Here is a 22,748-nt window from a genome sequence, read left to right as displayed (position 1 = left end):
GGGTGGTGGTGGGGCGGGTTGGCGTCGGTGTTGGCGTTGATCTTCGCCCGGGGGGGGTTGTGTCGGTTGTGGTGGGGGGGGGGGGGGGCCCCCCCCCCCCCCCCCCTCCACGTACAAGCAAGCGCAGCGCCTAGCTGGCCGCGTCCTCACGGCGTACCGAAAGCAGGTCCTCCAGCTGCTCCTCGCGGGCCTGTGCCGCCACGAAGAGGAGCTCGTCACCCGCCTCGAGGGAGTCCTCCGCGGTCGGCGCGAGGACGCGCGTGCCGCGGATGATCGTGACGAGCGAGGTGTCCTCGGGCCACTGCACATCGCCGACCCGCGTGCCCGCGAGGGCCGACTCGGGCGGCAGGGTCAGCTCGACGAGGTTCGCGTCGCCGTGGCTGAAGCGGAGCAGCCGGACGAGATCGCCGACGCTGACCGCCTCCTCGACGAGCGCGGACATCAGACGCGGGGTCGAGACCGCGACGTCTACGCCCCAGGACTCGTTGAAGAGCCACTCGTTCTTGGGGTTGTTCACACGGGCGACGACCCGGGGGACGCCGTACTCGGTCTTCGCGAGCAGCGAGACGACGAGGTTGACCTTGTCGTCGCCGGTCGCGGCGATCACCACGTTGCAGCGCTGGAGCGCCGCCTCGTCGAGCGAGGTGATCTCGCAGGCGTCGGCGAGCAGCCACTCCGCCTGCGGGACGCGCTCGACCGAGATGGCCGTCGGCGCCTTGTCGATGAGCAGAATCTCGTGCCCGTTCTCCAGGAGCTCACCGGCGATGGAACGTCCCACCGCGCCCGCTCCGGCAATGGCGACCCTCATCAGTGACCGCCTTCTTCAGGGCCTTCGGCGAACGCCGCTTCGACCTTCTCCACGTCGTCGGTGCGCATCATCACGTGCACCAGGTCGCCCTCCTGGAGCACCGTCTGGGAGGTCGGCAGGACCGCCTCGCCCAGCCGGGTGAGGAAGGCCACGCGGACGCCGGTCTCCTCCTGCAGCTCGCTGATCTTGTGGCCGATCCAGGCCTCGGACGCGTGCACCTCGGCGAGCTGTACGCCGCCGGTGGGGTCGCGCCACAGCGGCTCGGCCCCGGAGGGCAGCAGCCTGCGCAGCATCTGGTCGGCGGTCCAGCGGACCGTGGCGACGGTGGGGATGCCCAGGCGCTGGTAGACCTCGGCGCGGCGCGGGTCGTAGATACGGGCCGCGACGTTCTCGATGCCGAACATCTCGCGGGCCACGCGGGCGGCGATGATGTTCGAGTTGTCGCCGCTGCTGACCGCGGCGAAGGCGCCCGCCTCCTCGATGCCGGACTCGCGCAACGTGTCCTGGTCGAAGCCGATGCCGGTGACGCGGCGCCCGCCGAAGCCGGAGCCAAGGCGGCGGAACGCGGTGGGGTCCTGGTCGATCACGGCGACCGTATGCCCCTGTTGTTCCAGGGTCTGCGCGAGAGCCGATCCGACTCTCCCGCAGCCCATGATGACGATGTGCACGCCCGTCCTTCCGGCTGTGTCAATACTTTTTGCTCAGGCTGAACGGTAAAAGCGTCTCAGACCGAGGCCCAAGCTACACACGCACGGTCCCCGCAGGGCACCCCCGTGCACGGGCCGGTGCTCAATCGCCGCTGCGGACTCAGTCCACGCTGCGGACTCAGTCCACGCTGCGGACTCAGTCCACGCTGCGCAGCAGGCCCTCGACGGACTTCAAGCGGTACCCGATCTCGACGAGCTGCAGCCTCGCCGCCTCCTGCTCGGACCTGGCGCGCTCGACGACGTCCCGGTACTGCTCCATCGCCTCGGCCCACTGGCGGTCGCGCTCGCGGTTGCGCTGCGACTGGAAGTAGGCGACCGCCACGACCGCGCCGGCGAGTATCAGGAAGAAGGCGACCGGGATGATCACGTCGTCCATTAAGACCCCTCAGGTGAGTGCTGTCCGGCCTCGTCGGAGGCGTCCTGCCGGACGGCCGCGAGGATCGTTTCCAGGTTCAATCGCACGTCGAACGGCGCCAGTTCGAAGTACTTGAGCGCCTTGCCGTCGTCGGAGAGTTCCAGGCGGCCGACGACGAGACCGGCCTTCTCCAGACGTTCGAGGTGCATGTAGAGCAGGGGCCGGGAGACACCGAGCCGCCGCGCCAGTTCGCTGACGTACAGCTGTCCGGGGGCGAGCTCGGTGATGATCCGGATGCGCTGGGCGTGGCCGACCGCGGAGAGGAAGGCGAGCAGCTCTTCGCTGTCCATGGCCCGCCTTCTCATTGGTCTTCTCGCTGGTCTTCTCACTGGTCCCGAAGCCTGTCAGCCAAGACTTACGCATGACGGGATCCACTGTCAATCCGCCTTCCCTCGCTTCGAATGACAGTTGACGGGCTGTTCCTACACCTGTCAGTCTCCACTTACATATGAAGGCTGAAAGGGCGGGGATGGTCATGAGGAAGCGATCGGTCACGGTGCGCGTGGCGAGATGGAGCGCGCTGCACCCAGGGCGAGCGGTCATCGGCTGGCTGCTGTTCGTGGTGCTGTGCCTGGGCGGCGGGATAGCCGCCGGCATGAACAGCGCGACCTCGGAGGACTTCCGGGTGGGCGAAGCGGGGCGGGCGGAGGCTCTGGCGACCGAGGGCGGGGTGCAGCTGCGGTCCACGGAGCAGGTGCTGATCCGAGCCGATTCGGGACCGCTCGACAAGGCGGGATCCCTCGACAGGCCGGGACCGCTCGACAAGGCGGGACCCCTCGACAGGCCGGGACCGCTCGACAAGGCCGCCGCGGGCGCCGCCGTGAAGGACATCACCACCCGGATGAAGTCGCTGCCCGAGGTCGCCTCGGTGGCACCGCCGGTGCGGTCGGCCGACGGGCGGGTCCTGCGGGTCCAGGTGGAGCTGAACGGCTCCGAACAGGACGACCAGGAGAACGTCCCGCCGCTCCAGGCCCAGACCGAGGAGGCCGCGAAGGACCACCCGGGCCTGGTGATCGAGGAGACCGGCGACGCCTCCGTGAGCAAGGGCGTCGACGACCAGCGCGACGAGGACCTGCAGTTCTCCGAGGCGATCACGCTGCCCGTCACGCTGATCACGCTGGCCGTGGTCTTCGGCTCGGTCGTCATGGTCGGCGTACCGCTGCTGCTCGCGGTCACCTCGATCATGGCGACGATGGGCCTGGCGATGCTGGCCTCGCACCTGCTGCCGGACACCGGCGTCGGGATGAGCATGATCCTGCTCATCGGCATGGCCGTCGGCGTCGACTACACGCTCTTCTACCTCAAGCGCGAACGCGAGGAGCGGGCCCGCGCGGGCGGCCGACTCACCTCCGAGGCCCTGGTCGAGGCCGCCGCCGCGACGGCGGGCCGCGCCATCGTGGTCTCCGGGATCGCCGTGATCGTCTCCACCACCGCGCTCTTCCTGGCCCGTGACGTCATCTTCGACTCCCTCGCCACCGGCACCATCCTGGTGGTCGCCGTGGCCGTGGTCAGTTCGGTGACGGTGCTGCCCGCGCTCCTCGTCATGCTCGGCCGCCGTGGTGAGCGGCGTACGGCCAAGCGCGCCGCTAAGCGCATCGCCCGGGGCAAGTCCGTCCAGGCGTACGGCGAGAAGAAGCCGGGGCGCGTCTGGAACGCCCTGCTCGCGCCCGCCCGCAGGCGCCCGGCGCTCACCCTGTGCCTCGCGGTCCTCGCCATGCTGGGGCTCGCCCTGCCCGCACTGAACATGAACCTCAAGTACCCCGCGCGGGACAGCTTCTCGCGCGACATCGAGGCGATGAAGGGGTACGACAGGCTGCTCGACGCCTTCCCCGAGCAGCGGATCCGGCACCTGGTCGTGGTGCGGGCCGAGGCCTCGCAGGCCGCCGATGTGCGGGCCGCCCTGCACGATCTCGACCGGGAGGCGGCGGCCGACCCTCTCTTCTCGCACCCCTCCCGTACTCCGCTTGTCCGCTCCTCAGAGGACCGGAGGACCACCACACTGGAACTGAACGCCCCGCACCCGACGTACTCGAAGAAAGCCGAAGTCTCGCTCGACCACCTCCGCGACGACTACCTCCCCGCGACCGTCGGCAAGCTGCCCGGCGTCGAGACGGCCGTCACCGGCGAGGTGCCGCGCGGCACCGACTACGTGGAGCACCAGAACCAGAAGCTGCCGCTCGTCCTCGGCTTCCTGCTCCTGATGACCTTCGCCATGACGGTCTTCGCGTTCCGCTCCGTCGTCCTCGGACTGCTCGGCATCGTGCTCAACCTGCTCTCCGCCGCGTCCGCGCTAGGGCTGCTCGTCCTGGTCTTCCAAGGGGAGTGGGCCGAGGAGTTGCTCTCGTTCATCTCGCTCGGCGGGATCTCGTCGCGGGTGCCGCTCTTCCTCTTCGTGATCCTCTTCGGGCTCTCGATGGACTACCAGGTGTTCGTGGTCAGCCGGATCCGGGAGGCCGCACTGAACGGCGTACCCACCCGACAGGCCGTCATCCACGGCATCAGCTCGTCGGCCAAGGTCGTCACCAGCGCTGCCATCGTGATGGTCACCGTCTTCGCGAGCTTCGTGATGCTGCACATCCTGGAGATGAAGCAGATGGGCTTCGTCCTCGCGGCGGCCGTCCTGCTCGACGCGTTCGTGATCCGCATCATGATTCTGCCCGCGGCGCTGCTGCTCCTCGGGCGCGCCACCTGGTGGCCGTCCCGTGCGATCCGCCGGGCCGAGGAGCGGGCGGCCGAGCGCTACGGGACCCACGGGGCACACGGGGCGGAGGAGGTTCCTGAAGCACCGGAGGACGCCGACCCGCGTCCGCTTTCCGGGCATTGGGCGGAGCCCCGGACGGCGCGTCGTGGCTAACCGGAGCAGTTGCCGGAGCAGTTAGGGGGTGGTGGGTGGGCGGGCACCCATTCGAACGCTTACGATCCTCTGCGTGTCCAAACTGACCGACGTGCCCAAACGGATCCTCATCGGGCGCGCTCTGCGCAGCGACCGGCTAGGGGAAACCCTCCTGCCGAAGCGCATCGCACTACCCGTGTTCGCGTCCGACCCGCTCTCCTCCGTGGCGTACGCGCCGGGGGAAGTGCTCCTCGTCCTCTCGATCGCGGGTGTGTCGGCGTACCACTTCAGCCCCTGGATCGCCGTCGCGGTCGTCGTGCTGATGTTCACCGTCGTCGCGTCGTACCGGCAGAACGTGCACGCCTACCCGAGCGGTGGTGGCGACTACGAGGTCGCCAACACCAACCTCGGCCCCAAGGCGGGCCTCACCGTGGCCAGCGCGCTCCTTGTCGACTACGTCCTGACCGTGGCGGTGTCGATCTCATCGGGCATCGAGAACCTCGGCTCGGCGGTCCCGTTCGTCGTCGAGCACAAGGTGCTCTGCGCCGTCGCCGTCATCGTGCTTCTGACGGTGATGAACCTGCGCGGCGTGAAGGAGTCGGGCAAGCTCTTCGCCATCCCGACGTACGTCTTCGTGGCGGGCGTCTTCATCATGATCGCCTGGGGTTCCTTCCGCGGCATCGTCCTCGACGACACGATGAAGGCGCCCACCGCCGACTACGTGATCAAGCCCGAGCACCAGGGCCTCGCGGGCTTCGCCCTGGTCTTCCTGCTCCTGCGCGCCTTCTCCTCCGGCTGTGCCGCACTCACCGGTGTCGAGGCGATCAGTAACGGCGTCCCGGCCTTCCGCAAGCCCAAGAGCAAGAACGCGGCGAGCACCCTGGCCCTGATGGGCGCCCTCGCCGTCACCATGTTCTGCGGCATCATCGCGCTCGCCATGACGACCAAGGTCAGGATGGCCGAGAACCCGGCCAAGGACCTGTTCCACAACGGTGCGTCGGTCGGCGCCGACTACGTCCAGAACCCGGTGATCTCCCAGGTCGCCGAGGCCGTGTTCGGCAGCGGCAGCTTCCTCTTCATCGTCCTCGCCGCGGCCACCGCCCTCGTCCTCTTCCTCGCGGCCAACACCGCGTACAACGGCTTCCCGCTGCTCGGCTCGATCCTCGCGCAGGACCGCTACCTGCCGCGCCAGCTGCACACCCGCGGCGACCGGCTCGCCTTCTCCAACGGCATCGTGCTGCTCGCGGGCGCGGCCGTACTGCTCGTCTGGATCTACGGCGCGGACTCCACGAAGCTGATCCAGCTCTACATCGTCGGCGTCTTCGTCTCCTTCACGCTCAGCCAGATCGGCATGGTCCGGCACTGGAACCGCCATCTGCGCACCGAGAAGGACCAGGCCAAGCGCCGCCACATGATCCGCTCGCGGGCGATCAACACCTTCGGCGCCTTCTTCACAGGCATGGTCCTGATCGTCGTACTCGTCACGAAGTTCACGCACGGCGCCTGGGTCGCGCTGCTCGGCATGGTGATCTTCTACGCGACGATGTCGGCGATCCGCCGCCACTACGACCGCGTGGCCGAGGAGATCGCAGCCCCGGAGACCCCGTCCGACGACAGCGTGCGCCCCTCGCGCGTGCACTCCATCGTCCTGGTCTCCAAGATCCACCGCCCGACGCTGCGCGCCCTGGCCTACGCCAAGCTGATGCGCTCGGACTCGCTCGAAGCGCTCAGCATCAACGTCGACCCGGCGGAGACCAAGGCGCTCAAGGCGGAGTGGGAGCGGCGCGGCATCACCGTGCCGCTGAAGATCCTCGACTCGCCCTACCGGGAGATCACGCGGCCGATCATCGAGTACGTCAAGGGGCTCCGCAAGGAGAGCCCGCGCGACGTGGTCAGCGTGATCATCCCCGAATACGTGGTGGGCCATTGGTACGAGCACCTGCTGCACAACCAGAGCGCGCTCAGGCTCAAGGGCCGCCTGCTCTTCACCCCCGGTGTGATGGTGACGTCCGTCCCCTACCAGCTCGACTCCTCCGAGGCCGCGAAGAAGCGGGCCCGGAAGCGGTCGGAGTGGAACGCGCCGGGTGCGGTGCGGCGGGGCCCGGTGGAGAAGCGCACGAAGGAACCGAGCAAGAGCAGCGGCAACAAGCCCTGACCTCCCGCGCAGCTCCTTCCCGTTCCTATGCCCCTTCCCCTTCTCCTTGCTGTTGGTGAGCGGCCGGACGACACCCACGTAGACTGGTGGGCTGTTGTCCGGCCGTTTTTTCGACCGATCCCCTTTTACGTTGTGGAGTCACCCCGCCATGCAGGCAGAACCGACGAATTCGCAGGCGGGGAACTCGCAGGAGGGCTCGCCCGAGAAAGCGCCCGAGAACTCGCTCGTGGGCAAGGAGTACGAGGTCGAGGTGGGCGCCGTCGCGCACGGAGGCCACTGCGTCGCCCGCACGGCCGAGGGCCGGGTGCTGTTCGTCCGCCACACGCTCCCCGGCGAGAAGGTCATCGCGCGCGTGACGGACGGTGACGAGGACTCCCGCTTCCTGCGCGCGGACGCGGTGACGGTCCTCGAGCCCTCCAAGGACCGCGTCGAGGCACCCTGTCCCTACGCGGGCCCCGGCCGCTGCGGCGGCTGCGACTGGCAGCACGCGAAGCCGGGCGCTCAGCGCCGCCTCAAGGGCGAGGTCATCACCGAGCAGTTGCAGCGCCTCGCGGGCCTGACCCCCGAGGAGGCGGGCTGGGACGGCACGGTCCTCCCGGCGGAGGGCGACAAGCTTCCCTCGGGCCAGGTCCCGGCCTGGCGCACGCGCATGCAGTACGCGATCGACGCCGACGGCAACGCGGGTCTGCGCCGCCACCGCTCGCACGAGGTCGAGCCTATCGAGCACTGCATGATCGCGGCGCCCGGCGTCTCGGAGCTCGGCATCGAGAAGCACGACTGGTCCGGCATGGAGTCGGTCGAGGCGATCGCGGCCACGGGCTCCCAGGACCGCCAGGTGATCCTGGAACCGAAGCCGGGCGCGCGCCTCCCGCTGGTGGAGCTGGACAAGCCGGTCTCAGTCCTCCGAGTCGCCGAACAGGACGGCGGCATCCACCGCGTCCACGGCCGCCCCTTCGTCCGCGAGCGCGCCGACAACCGCACGTACCGCGTCGGCAACGGCGGCTTCTGGCAGGTCCACCCGAAGGCCGCGGACACGCTGATGCTCGCCGTCATGCAGGGCTTGACGCCCCGCAAGGGCGACACGGCCCTCGACCTCTACTGCGGCGTCGGCCTCTTCGCGGGCGCGATCGCCGACCGGGTCGGCGACAAGGGCGCGGTCCTCGGCATCGAGTCCGGCAAGCGAGCGGTCGAGGACGCCCGCCACAACCTCGCTGCCTTCGACCGCGTCCGCATCGAACAGGGCAAGGTCGAGGCCACCCTGCCGCGCACCGGCATCACCGAGGTCGACCTGATCGTCCTCGACCCGCCGCGCGCGGGCGCGGGCAAGCAGACGGTGAAGCACCTGGTGGGCCTGGGTGCGCGGAGGATCGCTTACGTCGCGTGCGATCCGGCCGCGCTGGCGCGGGACTTGGGGTACTTCCGGGACGGGGGGTATCGGGTGCGGTCGTTGCGGGCGTTCGATCTGTTTCCGATGACGCATCACGTGGAGTGCGTGGCTATTTTGGAGCCCATCGCGAAGGCCGCCTGACCTGCGGTTTGTGGACGCGGGCACGGTTTCGACCTCTTTCCCTGATGGAAAGAGGTCGAGGCGTGATGGCTTGGCTATACGGTCTCTGACCTGGGCTTTTTCGTTGTGATGGCTGATTGTTGCTCGGTCTGCGAACGGGGCCTTCCAGAAGTCCTGACGCTGGAATGACGCTCGTTCTGACGGCCTGTCGGGTGCGGTTCTGCCGGGCGCGGGCGGCTGGCCGTACAGCCCGAAGCGGGGTGGTTTCCGTCAGACCTTGATCACGGTGACCCGTGTTCCGCAGAGGGCGATGAGGTCCTCCGGGGCGGAGGTGAGCACGGTGGTGGGCCCAGGGGCGGCGAGCGCGGTCGCGGCGAGCATGGCGTCGATGGCGTATTTGTGGCCGTGGAGCCCGGCGTCGGTGAGAAGTGTGGCGGCGTGCCGGGCGAGTTCGTCGGTGACCGGTTCCACGACCAGTCGGGAAAGGGTCCACTCCAGGGCGGGGCGGTTGATCCGGGGGTGGATGACCTCGACCAGGGTGGCCGCGGAGGTGATGACCCGGAGATCGTCGGCGCGGGCGAGGGCGAGCCAGGCGGTGACCGTGCGGTCGCGGAGGACGGCTTTCGCCAGTCCTCCGCTGTCCAGGACGAGGGTGCCGCCCGGGATCGCGGGGGAGGTGCGGGTCACGCGGCGTCCGCCCGGTCCGAGCCCTGCTGCTGCCGGGCTTGGTGGAGTTCGTCGCGCAGGGCCTGGATCTCCTCGTCGGTGACGGGGCCGTGCTCGGCCTCCGCGACAGCGATGAGTTCGTTGAGGCTGTCGCGTTCGACCTGGCGGGCGACCGCTGCGGCGACGTAGGCAGAGAGGCCGGAGGGCCCGCTGCGGTCGCGGGCTGCCTCGGCGAGACCCCGCGGCATGGTGATGGAGTACTTGCCGGTAGCTTCACTCATGCCATCTATCCTACCGTTAGTACTCCTCCTGATCCGGTGTCGTTCGGGCAGCAGGGAGCAGTGTGGTGACAAGAACTTGTCCACGCAGTCGCCGACCGATCTCATCGAGGGTGGGAGGCACGAAGCCTGGGCGCGTTCGGCGAAGGGACTGTGTCGCCGGAGATGAGCTACCGGCCGAGGCGCAGTTTCTCGTCGGAGAGCTGCAGAGGTAGGAGTTGCCAGGCGATTTCCTGGTGCAGGACGTACGAGATGCCTTGCGGGCAGAGCTGGTCGGGCGCCGGTTTCGGCCCCGGTGGGCAGGTGCTGCCTCAATGTCGGATCGACCTGGGTGACGCTCGACTGCGCCGGAACGGCGGCGAATGCTGGATGCGAGCTACTTGACCGCATCCAGCAGCTCGCGGCACACGGTGGCAGCGGCGCCCGTCGTCTCGGAGCAGATCCGGCAGTGCTCGTGGTGCTGGGCGTGGTGGCACAGTCCAGGTCCTGGTTGATGGCGGTGCGCAGTTCGTCCGCGTCCTTCTCGGCGAGCATCCCGGCGGCGCAGGCAGTGACGGCCTGCTCGCACGATGCGAGGGCCTCCGTGGCGCGGGCGAGGAGTTCGTTGCCGAGGGGGCTTGAGGTGGCGACGCTGTCGAAGAGTTCCCGTGTCTGGAGCATGACGTCCGATACGAACTGCTTCGGGGGCTCGGGAACTGGGCGCCTTTCCCATCCGACTGCTCTCCCGTGACCAGGGAGGTGGGAGTGGGCGGACTGGACGTACGGATGCGTGGCGTCGGCTGTCGGCACGGGCGCGTGGATGCCGTACGCGGGGTGGATCTCGATGTCGCGGCCGGCGAGCGGGTGGCGCTGACCGGTACCAATGGCTCGGGCAAGACCACGCTGCTGCGGGCGCTGCTCGGACTGCACCGCACGGTGGACGGCGAGATCACGGTGGGGGACCGGTCGGCGCGTACGTCGGCCGAGTGGGCCTGGCGGAGGCGCGCGTGCGCGTGGATTCCGCAGAAACCCGCAGCGGGCCGGTTTCCGCTGCTCGCCGAGGAGTTGCTGACCAGCAGCGGCGCTGCGGGCGAGGCAGTGGAGGCAGCGGAGAAGCTGGAGGTGGGGGCGTACGTCGACCGGCCCCTGCACACATTGTCCGGGGGCCAGCTGCAGCGCATGTATCTGGCGCGGGCGGTCGGGTCCGTCGCGGCCGGGGCCGGGGTGTTGCTCGCCGATGAACCCACCGCTGCCCTGGACTTCGCCGGTCAGGAAGAGGCTGCTGATCTGCTCCTTTCGCTGTCGGTCACGCTGATCGTGGTCACCCATGACCGGGCGCTGGCCGATCGGTGCGAGCGGGTGCTCGAGATGGCCGCGGGCCGGCTGCGGCAGGTCGTATGAACCTCGCCCTGACCGACCTCGGTGCGTTGCTGCAGCTCATACCCGTGCAGCGGGCCGGTGCCGCGCTCCTGCTCGCCGCTGTCGGGCTTCCGGTGATCGGCGTGGTGATCGTCGGGTTGGACATCATGCCGGTGCGGTTCGCGATGATGCACGTGGCTCTGCTCGGCATCGCTGTCGGGCTGCTGACGGGACTCGACCCGATGGTGTGCGCGCTGATCGCCTGCGCGCTCGCCGGAGCCGGCGTCGCGCCGCTGGCCCGCACCCCGGACGGACTCTCCGGTGCCATGGGCCTGTTGATGAGCTTGGCCATCGCGGCCGCGCTCCTCACGCTCTCGGTGTCGGGGGTCAACGCCTCCGGTGCGTTCGCCCTGTTGTGGGGGTCGATTCTCTCGGTGGGCTCTGCCGACCTGTGGGTCCTTGGCATCCTCGCCGTCCTGGTGCCGGGTCTCTTCTGGTGGCGTCGGCGTGATCTCGCGCTTTTGCTGTACGACCGTGAACTCGCCCTCTGCTCAGGGGTCCGCGTCGAGCGGCTGACCCTGCTCCTGCTGGTCCTGGTCGCCGTGGCGGTGGCCGGGGCCATCAAGCTGACCGGCGCGCTGCTGGTGGACGCGCTGACCCTGCTGCCGGCGCTGGCGGCCCGCCGCCTGGGCACCTCACTGACCTCGATCACGCTGTGGGCCGTGTGCATCGGGATCGCCGTCAATACGACCGGCTTTCTCATCGCGCTGTCCTTGGACCTGCCTCCCGGTCCGGTCCTCGTCCTGACGGCGGGGGCCGTGGCCCTCGGCGCCCATCTCATTCCCGAACGGAGAACCCGCTCATGGCGCGCACCCGCGTCCGCATCATTTCCCTCCTCGCACTGACCGGAGTCCTGTCTCTCACCGCCGCCTGCGGTGATTCCGCAGACTCCTCGGACGGTGAGCATCCGCACAACGGTGATCCGAAGATCGTGGCCACGACCGCCTGGGAGGGCGCCTTCGCGAAGGCTGCGGGGGCCAAGGACGTACAGGTCATCGTCCCGCAGTCGGTGCACCACGCCCCTGACTACGACCCGAAGCCGTCCGACCTGGCGGCGGTCGCCGAGGCCGACTTCGTCCTGTACGCGCCGTTCGAGCCGTACGCCGACAAGATCAAGGAAGCTGCGGGCTCCGACGCCGAACTCATCAAGGTGAATCTCGACAACGACGCCGACAACGCCACGGCCCAGGTGTCCGCGCTGGGCGCGAAGTTCGGAACCGAGGACGCCGCTGCGAAGTGGAAGAAGTCCTTCGACGCCGAGTACGGCAAGCTGCAGGGTGAACTGAAGGCCGCGTGGCCGGACGGCAAGGCTCCGGTTGTCGTGGCTCAGGTCTTCTCCGCCTGGTCGGCGAAGATGGCCGGCGCTGATGTGGTGGGCATGTACGGCCCGGAGGCGGTTACCGCCGGACAGCTGTCCAAGCTGTCGGCGAAGAAGCCCGCCTTCGTCCTGGACAACGCGCACATGTCGACAGGGCCGGTGCTGCCCGATGCGGGCGCCAAGCAAGTGGAGATCGTCAACTATCCGGGCAAAAACCTGGAGCTGTTGCCCGTCTACCGCAATGCGGCGGAGGTCGTGAAGAAGGCCATGGCCGGTTCCTGAGCCTCTGCGAGGCACGGGAAGGAGACGTCCCGGGGCGTGCTGGAGGCGTCCAGGGGCCGTCCCCGGGGCGCCTCCTTCCCGCTCGGTCAGACTGCCTGCGCCACAGGAGCGGGATCTGGTGCCGTGTCCTCGGTGAACCGCGCCCGCAGCACGGCCCGGTCGGGCTTCCCGGCAGGCGTCAGCGGCAGCACCTCCACCACAAGGAGCCGCTCCGGATGCTTACGCCGCTCCAGGCCGTGTGTGTCCAGATGGGCGCAGAGTTCCTCCAGGGTGGGCGTCTGTCCTTCGCGGGTCACTACGCAGGCCGCGAGCCGCTCGCCCATCAGCGGGTCAGGGATGCCCACACACACGACGTCCCGGATGCCCGGGTGTGCGGCCAGCTCGATCTCGACCTCGGCGGGGCTGATGTTGGCCCCGCCGCGGATCACCACATCCTTCAGGCGCCCCACCACACGCAGCATCCCGTCCTGCCCGAGTACGCCGAGGTCACCGGTGCGTACCCAGCCGTCGGCGGTGCGGTAGCGGGCATCCAGCTCGGGGGCCCCGACGTAGCACAGTGGTGTCATGGGCCCGCGGGCGACGATCTCGCCGACCGTGCCGAGCGCCACCTCCTCCATCTCCCGGGTGCCGGGGACGGCGATGCGGATGTCCGCGACCTTGGCATCCGGATGGCCCGCCAGCACACCGGGCCCCTTCGTCTGCTCCAGCGGTTCACCAAGCCCTGTATGGCAGTTGACTCCATCTGCCGACCCGTACAGGTTGACGACCGGGCAGCCGAAGGCACGTCGTGCCTCCTCGGCGGTGGCCGCGTCGAGGGCGGATCCGCCGAGGACCAGTGCGGTGGGCGCGGGCAGGTCACGAGGCGCTTCGGCGAGCCGGTCGAGCATCATCCGGATCATCGTCGGCACGCCGAGCACATGCGTCGGCTCGTGCTCGGCGATCGCTTCCAGGGCGGCCTCGGGCGTGAAGTGGTCGAGCAGGACCAGGGTTCCGCCGTGCCGGGCGAGTGCGACAGCGGTGCCGTTGCTGCCGAAGGCGGAGGCGAGCGGCACGAGGAAGAGGCAGCGGGGCGGTGTCCCATCGGGCATCAGGGACGCCAGGAAATTGCCGCGGCCGCCGGCCAGCGCGTTGTGCGAGTACGCGACCATCTTCGGCTCGGCCTCGGAGCCCGAGGAGACCAGGATGCGCGCGGCGGAATCAGGGCCGGGACGTGCGGGGACGAAGGCTGCCGCAGCCGAGCGCAGCAACTGCGAGAGCGGCACAGTGCCCTCCGGTGCGGTGCCTGGGCCTGCCGCGATCACCGTATGCAGCGCGGGCAGTTCGCCGGCCGATTCCAGCAGTTCCTCCGCATGGCGACAGCCCCGGTGTTCGATGGCGGCGATCACCGCGACCGCCTCGGACCTGCGGAGCAGGGATGCCGCCTCACGGCCGCCGCGCCCGATCGGGAAGGGCAGCGCGATGGCGCCAAGTGCGGCCAGGGCGAGGTCGGCGATAACGGCATGGCGTCCATTGGGCAGTTGTACGCCGACGACATCGCCCTGGCGTATCCCGAGCCCGGCGAGCCCGGTGGCCAGACATCGCACCTTGCGGTCGAGCGCGGTGTAACAGAGCTTTCCCTTGGCGTCGATCACCGCGGTGCGATGGAGGTCGGTGATCTGGTGGGCCCGGTAGAGGCTGTAGAGGTCGAGGTCGGGGCAGGTGCCCTCGACCGCCCAGGAGCGGCGCAGCTGGGCGGGAAGCAGGTCGTGCAGTTCGACGGTCATCTCAGAAGCTCCAGGGGTCGGGAACGGTGGGCGCCCCATGTGCGTCGCGGCTGATCGAGCCGGAGAAGCGCGGGTCGTGGTGCAGGGCGGCCAGGTCGGTGGTGACGGCGGCGGCGGTCAGCCCGTGGGTGCGCAGTTGGGACAGGGCGTCGTCGGTGGGCAGGCCGCTCAGGTCGTACGCGGCGGCTGCGGCGGCGCAGGAGTCGCTGGGGGCGATCCAGCCATCGGCGGTGGGCAGGGGGCGGCGGAAGCCGGCAGGTTTCCTGGCCCAGGTTCCGGCGGCGGCCTGCCGCAGGGCGGGCGCGGTGAGCACGTCCGCCGCGCCGAGGAGAGAGGAGTCCACGTGCACGCCACGGCCGGTGCGTTCGCGAAGCACAAGACCGGCGAGGACGGCCTCGGCCCCGAGTAGCCCACCGAGCACGTCAAGGAGGGTCATCAGGGAGGGCGCGGGCGGCTCGTCGGCGGGCCGCGCCGCCTCCCCGACACCCGTGCGGGCCTGCACCATGAAGTCGGTGCCCATCGGGGCGTCCGTGAGCCGGTCGGCCCAGCCGCTCGTGTACGCGTACACGAGCGCCGGGTTCCCTGCGGCCAAGTCCTCTCTGTCCAGCCCGAGTTGGGCGGCCTTGCCCGGCGCCCAGTTGTGCAGGAACACATCGGCGGCCGCGGCCATCTCGCGCAGCCGCTGCCTGCCGCTCGCCGACTTGATGTCGACCTCGACGGCCTTCTTGCCCCGGTTGAGGGCCAGCCACCGCGCGGAGATCCCGGAACAGGCAGGCGGCATACCGCGCAGCGGATCCCCGCCCGGCGGCTCGACACGGATCACTTCGGCACCGAGCAGGCCCAGCAGGTGAGCGGTGAGGGGGGCCTGGATGCGGCGCCCTGCTTCCAGGACCGTCAGGCCCTCAAGCGGCCTCCCACTGCAAGGTTTTGGGGCATACGTGGCTTCGTGCGAGGTCAGTGTCCAAGGGGGCGCCCCATCGTGCTCGGCAGCCCGCTCGGTCAGGGATCGCAGCGGGCACACCTCCGCGCCGGATGCCCCGGCGGCGTACCGGATGCGCTCCCACGCGCTCGCCCGCACCGTGTCGTGCAGCACCTGCGGGAACGGGGCGCAGGCGGTGGCGTACCGGAACTGGAAGGGCCGCCAGCCCGCGCGCAGCGCATCCTCGGGTGCATCGAGTGCGCGCCAGAAGGCGGCCCATGCCCCGGGGTCGAGCGTCTCCAGCTCGAAGACGGTCCCGTCGGCGGCCGTGAACGGAGGCCCTCCGCGGGCGGCTGACACGGCTTCGCCTTCGTCGGCCCCGGCTGCGGCCAGATACTGCGAGACGGCCAGGAGACCGGCCCGCTGCACGCTCGTCCGCACCTGCTTGACCTGCCCTCCGCGGGCCTGGGCCAGCAGACCGGCGAGCAGCCCCTGCACGGTGAGCACACCGGTGGCGGTGGCGGCGTAGTCGACGGCCAGGCCGCGCGGGGAGCCGTCGCGGCGGCCGTGCACCGCCATGATGCCGGTGGCGGCCTGCGCCGTGGCCTCATCGGTCAGACCGTTCGACTCACCCCAGGTCACCTCGGCTGTGACGTCATCGAACCCGTCGCCCCCCAGGGCGAGATGCTCGCTCGGCGCCTCATTCGCCTCATTCGCCGGAGCCCCCAGGAGGCGCAGATGTTCCCGGACAAGTTCCGCACCGGGGGCGGGTGGCCCGCAAGCCTGAAGCCGCAGCCCGTCCAGTGGCCGGACCGTCCGCGCGGTGGATGGTGTCGCCATGCCTCTCCTCACCAAGATGTGCTGGTGTGCAGGGAACCCGGGAGCTGTCGCGCCCGACCTGTTCTTCGTAGGAAGCAGTCGGACTGCCGTTCCCATGGGTTCCCGGGAGGCTGGAGGAAATGATGGAAAGTCATACGAGTGCGCTGCGTGGGCTTCCCCCGTGTCCCGCTGCAACAGCCGAGTTGCGAGAGCAGGTGGCGTCATTCGTACGCCGGAACGTGATGCCCTGCGAACCCGTTCTGGACGCCGGCGGACCGGAGGCGGCAGCGGCGTTGCGCTCCCTCCAGGAAGAGGCGAAGGAGCAGGGCCTGTGGGCCTTGCCGCTTCCCGCCGACCTCGGCGGCCAGGGGCTGCCGCTGGCCGAGTACGCCCATATCGCCGAAGCCGAAGGCGCCAGTGATCACGGACCCGCGGCGCTCGGCTCCGCACCGCTCCTCGACGGGCTGATGTTGCGGCGCCACGGCAGCAGCCGCGTACGCGAGCTGTATCTGAAGCCTCTGGCCGCCGGCGAGATCCGTATGTCGTACGCGATGACGGAACCCGACACGCCCGGCACCGACCCCTTCCTCACCGAGTCCACCGCCACGCAGTCGGCCGCCGGAGACTGGACGGTCAACGGCCGCAAGTGGTTCATCAGCGGCGCCGCCGACGCCGACCTCATCACAGTCCTCGCCCGCACCGACGGCACCGCTCCGGACCGCGAGGGCCTGTCCCTGTTCCTGGTGCCCACTTCAAGACCCGGCTTCACAGTGGTGCGCGACCTGCCGGTCCTCGGGGCGGGCGGACAGTGCGAGATCGCCTTGGAGGAGGTCACCGTGGACGCGGGCCACCTGCTCGGCGAGCGCGGCCAGGCTCTCGCCATCGCGGGTGAACGGCTGCTGCTCGGCCGCACCCTGCGCTGCCTGCGCTGGCTGGGGCAGGCCCAGCGAGCCTTCGACTTGATGCGCGAGCGCGCCCAGACCCGTACCCGGTCCCGAGGACCTCTCGGTGACCTGCAACTCGTCCAGCGCCATCTCTTCGAGTCGCTGCTCGCCCTGCGTTCGACCCGGCCGCTCGTGTACGAGGCGGTGGCGCAGCTCGACGCCGGACGGGATGCCCATGTGGAGGTCGGCCTGGCGAAGGTGGCCGCCGCCCGTACGCTTCAGCAGGTCGCCGACGCCGCGATCCAGGTCCATGGCGCGGCGGGCCTCGGCCCCGACACCGCGCTGCCCGCGCTGTTCCGCACCGGCCGGATGGCCCGCATTCTGGACGGCCCGGACGAGCTGCACATCACGTCGGTCGCTAGGCGGGTACTGCGTCAGATGTCGTGAGGGCCGACCAGTCCCGTGAGGATGGCGAGGCCGAGTGCGAGGAAGAAGTCGCCCCAGATCAGCTCGTGTCGGGTGGCTGTATTCGCGGCGAGGTCGTAGCAGCCGTCAAGGAGTTGGCCCGTCGGCGTCAGATGGCGGTGGACCAGCTGCTCGAGCAGGGCGATGGCCGGCTCGTGCCGGCCGAGTTTGAGCAGAGCGACCGCGGTGATCGCTGCGGCCGAGGTGTCGAGCGGCCCCTCGGTCCTGTCCTCGTCGGCCAGGGGAATCTCCGGCGGCCCCGCCAAGTGGTCCGCGACGTCGAGGCGTTCGTCCGCACCTAGCTGCGTCAGGGCATCGGAAGCTGCGAGCAGGAGCCAGGCCCGTCCCCGGCTCCAGCCCGGCGGTGGTTCCTCGCACGGAATCCAGCCTGTCGCAGGATCGAATCGCGAGGCCATCTGCCCGGCGCAGAGTGCGAGATGCCTCCGTAGATGCGACTCGGCCGCCGATGGGTCGACGGTGGCCAGGAGCGGTACGAGCCCCGGCACCGCGTCCGCGCGGGCGATCAGCCGCGGCCCGCCGAAGGCCGAACCCCAAGGAACGAGACCGAGTTCGGGGTCGTACGCATCCAGGCAGGCCACGGCCGCGCGGTGTCGTAGCTCTGCCGCACCGGGTTCGTCCGCGAGCGTCGTCCCGTACCAGAGGATCAGTCCACGCGTGGCGGTGTCGGCGTCCACCCGATCCGCAAGCCGGTCCGTGCACCGCCTCGCGGCCTCACGGTCGTGCTTCTCGCCGCTGTGCCGGGCCCGCAGCCACAGCAGTCCCGCCCAGAAACCGCCGGTCCACGATCCGCGCCGCGTCGTGGTCCAGCGCCCGCTGTCCGGCTCCGCGAACAGCGGGAAGCGATCGCCTGCTTCGGCATGGGTGAGGGCGGCCCGGTCGAGCAGGGCGATCAAGGCAGGGGCGGCCCAGGCAGGCGCGGCCCAGGCAGGAGCGGTCCGGGTCATGCCATCGCCGTCCGGTCCCGTACCGCCCAGATCACCGCGACCACGCACGCTCCCGCGAACTCACCGGCGACAAGCAGCCAGCCACCTGCGTAGTGCCCGCCCGCCGCGAGGAGTCCGAACAGCGGCGGCCCGAGCGCGAAGCCGGCGAAGAACCCTGCGGAGACCAGAGCCGAGTCCTGTCCGGCCCGCCCGGGTGCCGCACGCTGCATCACGAGGACCATCGACACCGCGTTGGCCGCGACCGCGAAGACGCCCACGGTCACCGCGCCCAGCCAGACCAGCGGATGCACACATGCGGCGGCAGCGAGGAGCAGTGCGGCTCCCACCGCGCCTGCGGCCAAGAGCCCCGGAAGCCGCACGGCGCGCCCCGGATGGCCGGCTATCTTCGCCCAGCCCACGCGGCCCGCGATCCCTGCGACTCCCAGGACCGCGACCAACGCTCCTGCCGACGTGGGCCCGAGCCCGAGCCGCTGCGTGCCGTACAGCGCCACGTACGTGTTCACCGAGGCGATCCCACAGCCGAGGAACAGCGAGAACACCGCGAGCCACGCGGTAGAACCGCGCGGTACCCAAGCCGTGGCCACGGCCTTCGCAGGTGGGTCGGCGGGCAGTGCCCGTGCCGCCCAGTACGCAGCGATGACCGATGCCCCGGCCGCCGTCCATATCGCGACCCGCCACCCCGCGCCCCCGGCCAGAGCGGCCAGTGGCAGCCCGGCCATGAAGGCGCCCAGCTGCACCCCGGACTGCTTCATACCGGTGACCGGACCGCGCTGATCCGGGGCGAAGGACGCCAAGATGGCCCTGTTCGTCGCGGGATTGGCCAACGCCTGTGGCAACCCGCCGAGCGCGACCGAGGCGAGGAGGATCCCGACACCCGACGCCGAACCGATCAGTGCCAGTGCGACGGCGGAGATCAGCAGCAGCGCGACGAGGCAGCGGCGTGGGCCCACGCGGTCCACCAAGCGCCCGCCGAACGGCGAGAGCACCGCCGCGGCACCGAACCCGACCGTGGTGGTCAGACCGAGGACCGTGGGCGAGATGCCCAGATCATCGACGATGCGCGGGCCAAGGGCCCCGAGCAGGAACAGCTGCAGCATCGAGAACGCCATGGCACCGGTCAGCAGCGCGGTCAGCGCCCCGCCCCGGCCGTCACCGCCTGGAGCATCTGTGCCGGCCGCCGCCCGCACTCCTTGGCGTTCCGCCTCCACGGTCCCTCCGTTCCTTGCCGGTCCGAACCATTCGGACTTGGTGAGGAGTCGGTTCGCGCGGGCCCCAAGTTCCCGGCATTTTCCATGTCTTGCGTCACGGCGCGTGGAACGGGCTGCGGGCGGGCCATGTATGTGATGCGCATCACATATTGAGCCGGGAACGCGTCCGTTCCCGTATCCGACCACTGGCAAGACACCCTGCGCCCTGCGCCATGACATGACGCGGGGGAGCGGGTGGCCGACACGATCGGGAGAAGCAGTGAGCCAAGCCTACGGAGGCGAGCAAGCCTCCGCGTCACCGTCCTCCGAGCGCTCGAAGCTCCGATGGCTCCCGCCACCTGCGCTCTTCGGGTTCATCCTGTTGCTCGCCGTGATGTTCGGGCTTTCCTACGCCGTGGGGCACGCGGTCGGTCCGGTCGCTCCAGGCATGCACGGGACGAGCAGCGGCGATGACCCCGGTGGGCATGGCGGCGCGCCGGACTCCGGCGATACGGGCGGCATGGACGGGACGGACATGGACCACGGGAGCGGTGGCTGATGGGGGCCGTCTCTGTGCCGTCCCTGACGGTCACCGACATCGCGGTCGGCGGGATGACGTGTGCCGCGTGTGTGCGGCGCGTCGAGAAGAAGCTGGCCAAGCTCGACGGGGTCGCGGCGAGCGTGAACCTGGCGACGGGCAATGCGCGAGTCAGTCACCCTGCCGAGGTCAGCCCGCACGAACTCGTCGCCGCTGTGGAGCAGGCGGGCTATACGGCCCGGCTGCCCCGACCGGAGCGGGCGGGTGACACGGACGAGGACGGCCAGGAGTCGGCGGCGGACCGCGCCGAGCGGTTGCGGCTGATGGTGGTCGCGCTGCTTTCGGTTCCGGTGCTTGTGCTCTCCATGGCTCCGGCGCTGCAGTTCGGCAACTGGCAGTGGTTCTGTTTCATGCTGGCCGCGCCGGTCGCGGTGTGGGGGGCCTGGCCCTTCCATGAGCGGGCGTTGCGCGGGGTGCGGCACGGGGCGGCGACGATGGACTCGCTGGTGTCACTCGGCGTGGTGGCGTCATTCTGCTGGTCGGTGTACGCGCTGTTCTTCGGCGGCGCGGGCCGGGCGGGGATGCGGATGCCGTTCACGCTGATGCCGTCCGCCGCCGACGGGGTCGCCCACCTGTATCTGGAGGCGGCGGTCGGCGTGCCCCTGTTCGTGCTCGCCGGCCGGTTCCTGGAGGCACGGGCGCGGCGGGGGACGGGGGCGGCACTGCGGTCGCTGGCCCGGCTGAGTGTGAAGGACGTCGCCGTCCGTGAGGGGCGTCATGAGCGCCTGATCCCCGTGGAGCAGCTGACTGTCGGTGACACCTTCCTCGTCCGTCCGGGCGAGCGCGTAGCCACTGATGGTGTCGTGGTGGAGGGGAGTTCGGCTGTCGACCAGGCCCTGGTGACCGGTGAGAACGAGCCGGTGGAGGCGGGCCCCGGAGACACGGTGACCGGGGGCGCGGTCAACGCCGGCGGACTGCTGGTCGTGCGGGCCGCCGCGGTCGGCGCGGACACCCAACTGGCCTGTATCACACGGATGGTGACCGAGGCGCAGGCAGGCAAGGCACGCGCGCAGCGACTCGCGGACTCCGTGGCCGGCGTGTTCGTCCCGGTGATCCTCGCGCTCGCGGTGACCACGCTGGCCTTCTGGCTCGGTGCGGGGGCCGACGCACAGGCCGCGGTCACCGCGTGCGTGGCGGTCCTGGTCGTGGCGTGTCCGTGCGCGCTGGGACTTGCCACGCCGACGGCGCTGATGGCCGCGACCGGGCGCGGTGCGCAGCTCGGCGTGCTGGTGACGGGACCGCAGGCGCTGGAGGGCTTGCAGCACATCGACACCGTCGTCCTGGACAAGACCGGCACGCTCACCTCGGGCCACATGAGCGTCGCCCGGGTCACCGTCGTTCCCGACGCTCCGGCGGAGAGCGAGGTGCTGCGTCTGGTCGCGGCGGTCGAGGAAGCGTCCGAACATCCGCTGGGAAGGGCGATCACCGTGCATGGTGTGCGCACGCTCGCTGACGAAGTCCTCCCCCCAGTACGGGACTTCGTCGCTGTTCCCGGCTTCGGTGTACGAGGCCGGGTCGAGGAGCACCTCGTCGAGGTGTCCGCCGTCCCGGAGGATGTGCCCGACACGCTCGCCGAGGCGTTGCGGACCGCCGAGGAGGCCGCACACACCGCCGTCCAAGTCAGCATCGACGGGACGGTCGTGGCGCTCATCGCCGTGGGAGACGTGATCCGCCCCGGCAGCTATCGGGCCGTGGACCGGCTGCGCCGACTGGGTGTGCGCCCGGTCCTCGCCACCGGCGACCGCCAGGCCCCGGCCCGCGCGGTCGCCGCGCAACTGGCCATCGATACCGTCCACACCGCCTGTTCACCCGAGGACAAGGCGGCCCTTGTCGCCGCGCTCAAGGCCGAGGGCCGCCGGGTCGCGGTCGTCGGTGACGGCGTCAACGACGCGGCGGCCCTCGCCTCGGCCGACCTCGGAATCGCCATGGGCGCGGGAACGGACGCGGCGATCGGGGCCGCCGATGTGACACTCGTACGCGGCGACATCGAGGCTCTGGCCGACGCGGTGTGTCTGTCCCGCACCACGCTCGCCACCATCCGGGCCAACCTGGTGTGGGCGTTCGGCTACAACGTGGTGACCGTGCCGCTGGCCATGGTGGGACTGCTCAATCCGATGCTGGCCGCCGCGGCCATGTCCGTCAGTTCGGTCCTTGTCGTCGTCAACAGCCTGCGCCTGCGGACCTGGCAGCCCGGGTCCACCCCCGCCCGTACGCACAAGCCCCGGCAACGGGCGAGGAGCAGCTGGTGACCATGTCCGGATCCACCGCCGGGCCTGCCCGACTGGTGCAGCGTCTCAAGCAGTCCGCGGTCGCCGCCGCCGCTCCGGTAGCCGCGTGCCTTGTCGCTCTCGGCGGGCTGACCGCCTGGACCTCCCTCGGCCACGCCGGCACACCGCCTGACCTGAGCGTCACCTGGGCCTACGTGTTCCAGCCGACGGGCGGGACTCCCGAAACGGTGGCCCTCTTCCGCATCACCAACAAGGGCAGTTCGGCTGACGAGTTGACCGAGGTGACCTCGCCGGACGTGCCGGCCGGGATCGCCCTGAGCCAGCACCGGATGACCCCGGACGGCGCGGCCTACCGAGCCGCCGCGGACCGGCTTCAGGTGCCCGCGCGGGGCACGCTGGCCATGACGCCGATGTCGAGCGATGTGTCGGTGCCCGCCGACCGTGACTGGCGTGTGGGCGACCGGATCTCGTTCGACCTGCACTTCGAGCACAGCGGCACGGTGCGGGTCCGCGCGGAGGTCATACGGCCGGGATCTTTCGGCTGACCACAACT

General features: G+C 70.3%; 20 protein-coding genes. 10 read left to right on the top strand and 10 right to left on the bottom strand.

The features are described 5' to 3' along the window. Positions 1-130: 130 nt before the first annotated feature. The 4 genes from ACGFSB_RS27410 to ACGFSB_RS27395 all read right to left on the bottom strand — a co-directional run bounded on the left by ACGFSB_RS27410 (position 131) and on the right by ACGFSB_RS27395 (position 2,220). Entirely contained in the window at positions 131-808 is a 678-nt protein-coding gene (locus ACGFSB_RS27410; protein ID WP_393404510.1) for a potassium channel family protein, read from the bottom strand. Continuing rightward, complete coding sequence (locus tag ACGFSB_RS27405; RefSeq protein ID WP_393404507.1) at positions 808-1,476, bottom strand: potassium channel family protein; 669 nt, start codon at positions 1,474-1,476, stop codon at positions 808-810. The genes ACGFSB_RS27410 and ACGFSB_RS27405 overlap by 1 nt, the downstream gene beginning before the upstream one ends. Before the next feature lie 175 nt (positions 1,477-1,651). Continuing rightward, positions 1,652-1,891 carry a hypothetical protein gene (locus ACGFSB_RS27400; RefSeq protein WP_393404504.1) on the bottom strand — a complete coding sequence of 80 codons (240 nt, stop codon included), beginning with the start codon at positions 1,889-1,891 and terminating at the stop codon, positions 1,652-1,654. Further along, positions 1,891-2,220 (bottom strand): ArsR/SmtB family transcription factor, encoded by a 330-nt coding sequence (locus tag ACGFSB_RS27395; protein ID WP_393404501.1) that lies wholly within the window; start codon positions 2,218-2,220, stop codon positions 1,891-1,893. Before ACGFSB_RS27395 ends, ACGFSB_RS27400 begins: the two co-directional genes overlap by 1 nt. Before the next feature lie 185 nt (positions 2,221-2,405). Between ACGFSB_RS27395 and ACGFSB_RS27390 the strand changes: the two genes are divergently transcribed. The 3 genes from ACGFSB_RS27390 to ACGFSB_RS27380 all read left to right on the top strand — a co-directional run bounded on the left by ACGFSB_RS27390 (position 2,406) and on the right by ACGFSB_RS27380 (position 8,446). Then, entirely contained in the window at positions 2,406-4,784 is a 2,379-nt protein-coding gene (locus ACGFSB_RS27390) for an MMPL family transporter (RefSeq protein WP_393404498.1), read from the top strand. A gap of 73 nt (positions 4,785-4,857) precedes the next feature. Beyond that, positions 4,858-6,918: an APC family permease gene (locus ACGFSB_RS27385; RefSeq protein ID WP_393404495.1), complete on the top strand. Its 2,061-nt coding sequence runs from the start codon at positions 4,858-4,860 to the stop codon at positions 6,916-6,918. A gap of 148 nt (positions 6,919-7,066) precedes the next feature. Then, positions 7,067-8,446, top strand: a complete 1,380-nt coding sequence (locus tag ACGFSB_RS27380; RefSeq protein WP_393404492.1) for a class I SAM-dependent RNA methyltransferase — start codon at positions 7,067-7,069, stop codon at positions 8,444-8,446. Positions 8,447-8,695: 249 nt separating this feature from the next. On the opposite strand, the gene ACGFSB_RS27375 is transcribed toward ACGFSB_RS27380, so the two are convergent. Both ACGFSB_RS27375 and ACGFSB_RS27370 read right to left on the bottom strand, forming a co-directional pair. After that, complete coding sequence (locus ACGFSB_RS27375) at positions 8,696-9,112, bottom strand: PIN domain-containing protein (RefSeq protein WP_393404489.1); 417 nt, start codon at positions 9,110-9,112, stop codon at positions 8,696-8,698. After that, positions 9,109-9,372: a CopG family transcriptional regulator gene (locus tag ACGFSB_RS27370; RefSeq protein WP_393404486.1), complete on the bottom strand. Its 264-nt coding sequence runs from the start codon at positions 9,370-9,372 to the stop codon at positions 9,109-9,111. Before ACGFSB_RS27370 ends, ACGFSB_RS27375 begins: the two co-directional genes overlap by 4 nt. Before the next feature lie 741 nt (positions 9,373-10,113). Between ACGFSB_RS27370 and ACGFSB_RS27365 the strand changes: the two genes are divergently transcribed. From ACGFSB_RS27365 to ACGFSB_RS27355, 3 genes are read left to right on the top strand one after another with little or no spacing between them, the layout of a single operon-like run. Next, entirely contained in the window at positions 10,114-10,749 is a 636-nt protein-coding gene (locus tag ACGFSB_RS27365) for an ATP-binding cassette domain-containing protein (RefSeq protein ID WP_393404483.1), read from the top strand. Beyond that, positions 10,746-11,612, top strand: coding sequence for a metal ABC transporter permease (locus ACGFSB_RS27360; protein ID WP_393404480.1), 867 nt, complete (start codon positions 10,746-10,748; stop codon positions 11,610-11,612). Before ACGFSB_RS27365 ends, ACGFSB_RS27360 begins: the two co-directional genes overlap by 4 nt. Then, complete coding sequence (locus tag ACGFSB_RS27355) at positions 11,570-12,367, top strand: ABC transporter substrate-binding protein (protein ID WP_393404477.1); 798 nt, start codon at positions 11,570-11,572, stop codon at positions 12,365-12,367. The genes ACGFSB_RS27360 and ACGFSB_RS27355 overlap by 43 nt, the downstream gene beginning before the upstream one ends. Before the next feature lie 86 nt (positions 12,368-12,453). Here the strand turns inward: ACGFSB_RS27355 and ACGFSB_RS27350 are convergent, their stop codons facing one another. Next, on the bottom strand, positions 12,454-14,130 hold the full coding sequence (locus ACGFSB_RS27350) for a class I adenylate-forming enzyme family protein (RefSeq protein WP_393404474.1): 1,677 nt from the start codon (positions 14,128-14,130) through the stop codon (positions 12,454-12,456). Between the two features lies 1 nt (position 14,131). Next, positions 14,132-15,889, bottom strand: coding sequence for a CoA transferase (locus ACGFSB_RS27345; protein WP_393404471.1), 1,758 nt, complete (start codon positions 15,887-15,889; stop codon positions 14,132-14,134). 122 nt (positions 15,890-16,011) lie between these two features. Between ACGFSB_RS27345 and ACGFSB_RS27340 the strand changes: the two genes are divergently transcribed. Further along, the gene (locus ACGFSB_RS27340) at positions 16,012-17,199 is read left to right on the top strand and encodes an acyl-CoA dehydrogenase family protein (RefSeq protein ID WP_393404888.1); all 1,188 of its coding nucleotides are present in this window, start codon (positions 16,012-16,014) and stop codon (positions 17,197-17,199) included. Here ACGFSB_RS27340 and ACGFSB_RS27335 read toward each other — a convergent pair. Both ACGFSB_RS27335 and ACGFSB_RS27330 read right to left on the bottom strand, forming a co-directional pair. Further along, the gene (locus tag ACGFSB_RS27335; RefSeq protein ID WP_393404469.1) at positions 17,187-18,182 is read right to left on the bottom strand and encodes a sugar ABC transporter permease; all 996 of its coding nucleotides are present in this window, start codon (positions 18,180-18,182) and stop codon (positions 17,187-17,189) included. The genes ACGFSB_RS27340 and ACGFSB_RS27335 overlap by 13 nt on opposite strands. Next, on the bottom strand, positions 18,179-19,291 hold the full coding sequence (locus tag ACGFSB_RS27330; protein ID WP_393404886.1) for an MFS transporter: 1,113 nt from the start codon (positions 19,289-19,291) through the stop codon (positions 18,179-18,181). The genes ACGFSB_RS27335 and ACGFSB_RS27330 overlap by 4 nt, the downstream gene beginning before the upstream one ends. A gap of 358 nt (positions 19,292-19,649) precedes the next feature. On the opposite strand from ACGFSB_RS27330, the gene ACGFSB_RS27325 reads away from it, so the two are divergent. The 3 genes from ACGFSB_RS27325 to ACGFSB_RS27315 are packed head-to-tail and all read left to right on the top strand — an operon-like array spanning position 19,650 to position 22,740. Next, entirely contained in the window at positions 19,650-19,928 is a 279-nt protein-coding gene (locus ACGFSB_RS27325) for a hypothetical protein (RefSeq protein WP_393404466.1), read from the top strand. Next, entirely contained in the window at positions 19,928-22,216 is a 2,289-nt protein-coding gene (locus ACGFSB_RS27320; protein ID WP_393404463.1) for a heavy metal translocating P-type ATPase, read from the top strand. Before ACGFSB_RS27325 ends, ACGFSB_RS27320 begins: the two co-directional genes overlap by 1 nt. A gap of 2 nt (positions 22,217-22,218) precedes the next feature. Beyond that, positions 22,219-22,740 (top strand): copper chaperone PCu(A)C, encoded by a 522-nt coding sequence (locus tag ACGFSB_RS27315; protein WP_393404460.1) that lies wholly within the window; start codon positions 22,219-22,221, stop codon positions 22,738-22,740. The last annotated feature ends 8 nt before the right edge of the window (positions 22,741-22,748 follow it).

Source organism: Streptomyces sp. NPDC048441 (assembly GCF_043200235.1).
GTDB lineage: Bacteria > Actinomycetota > Actinomycetes > Streptomycetales > Streptomycetaceae > Streptomyces.
This window is presented reverse-complemented; position numbering and strand designations above follow the sequence as displayed.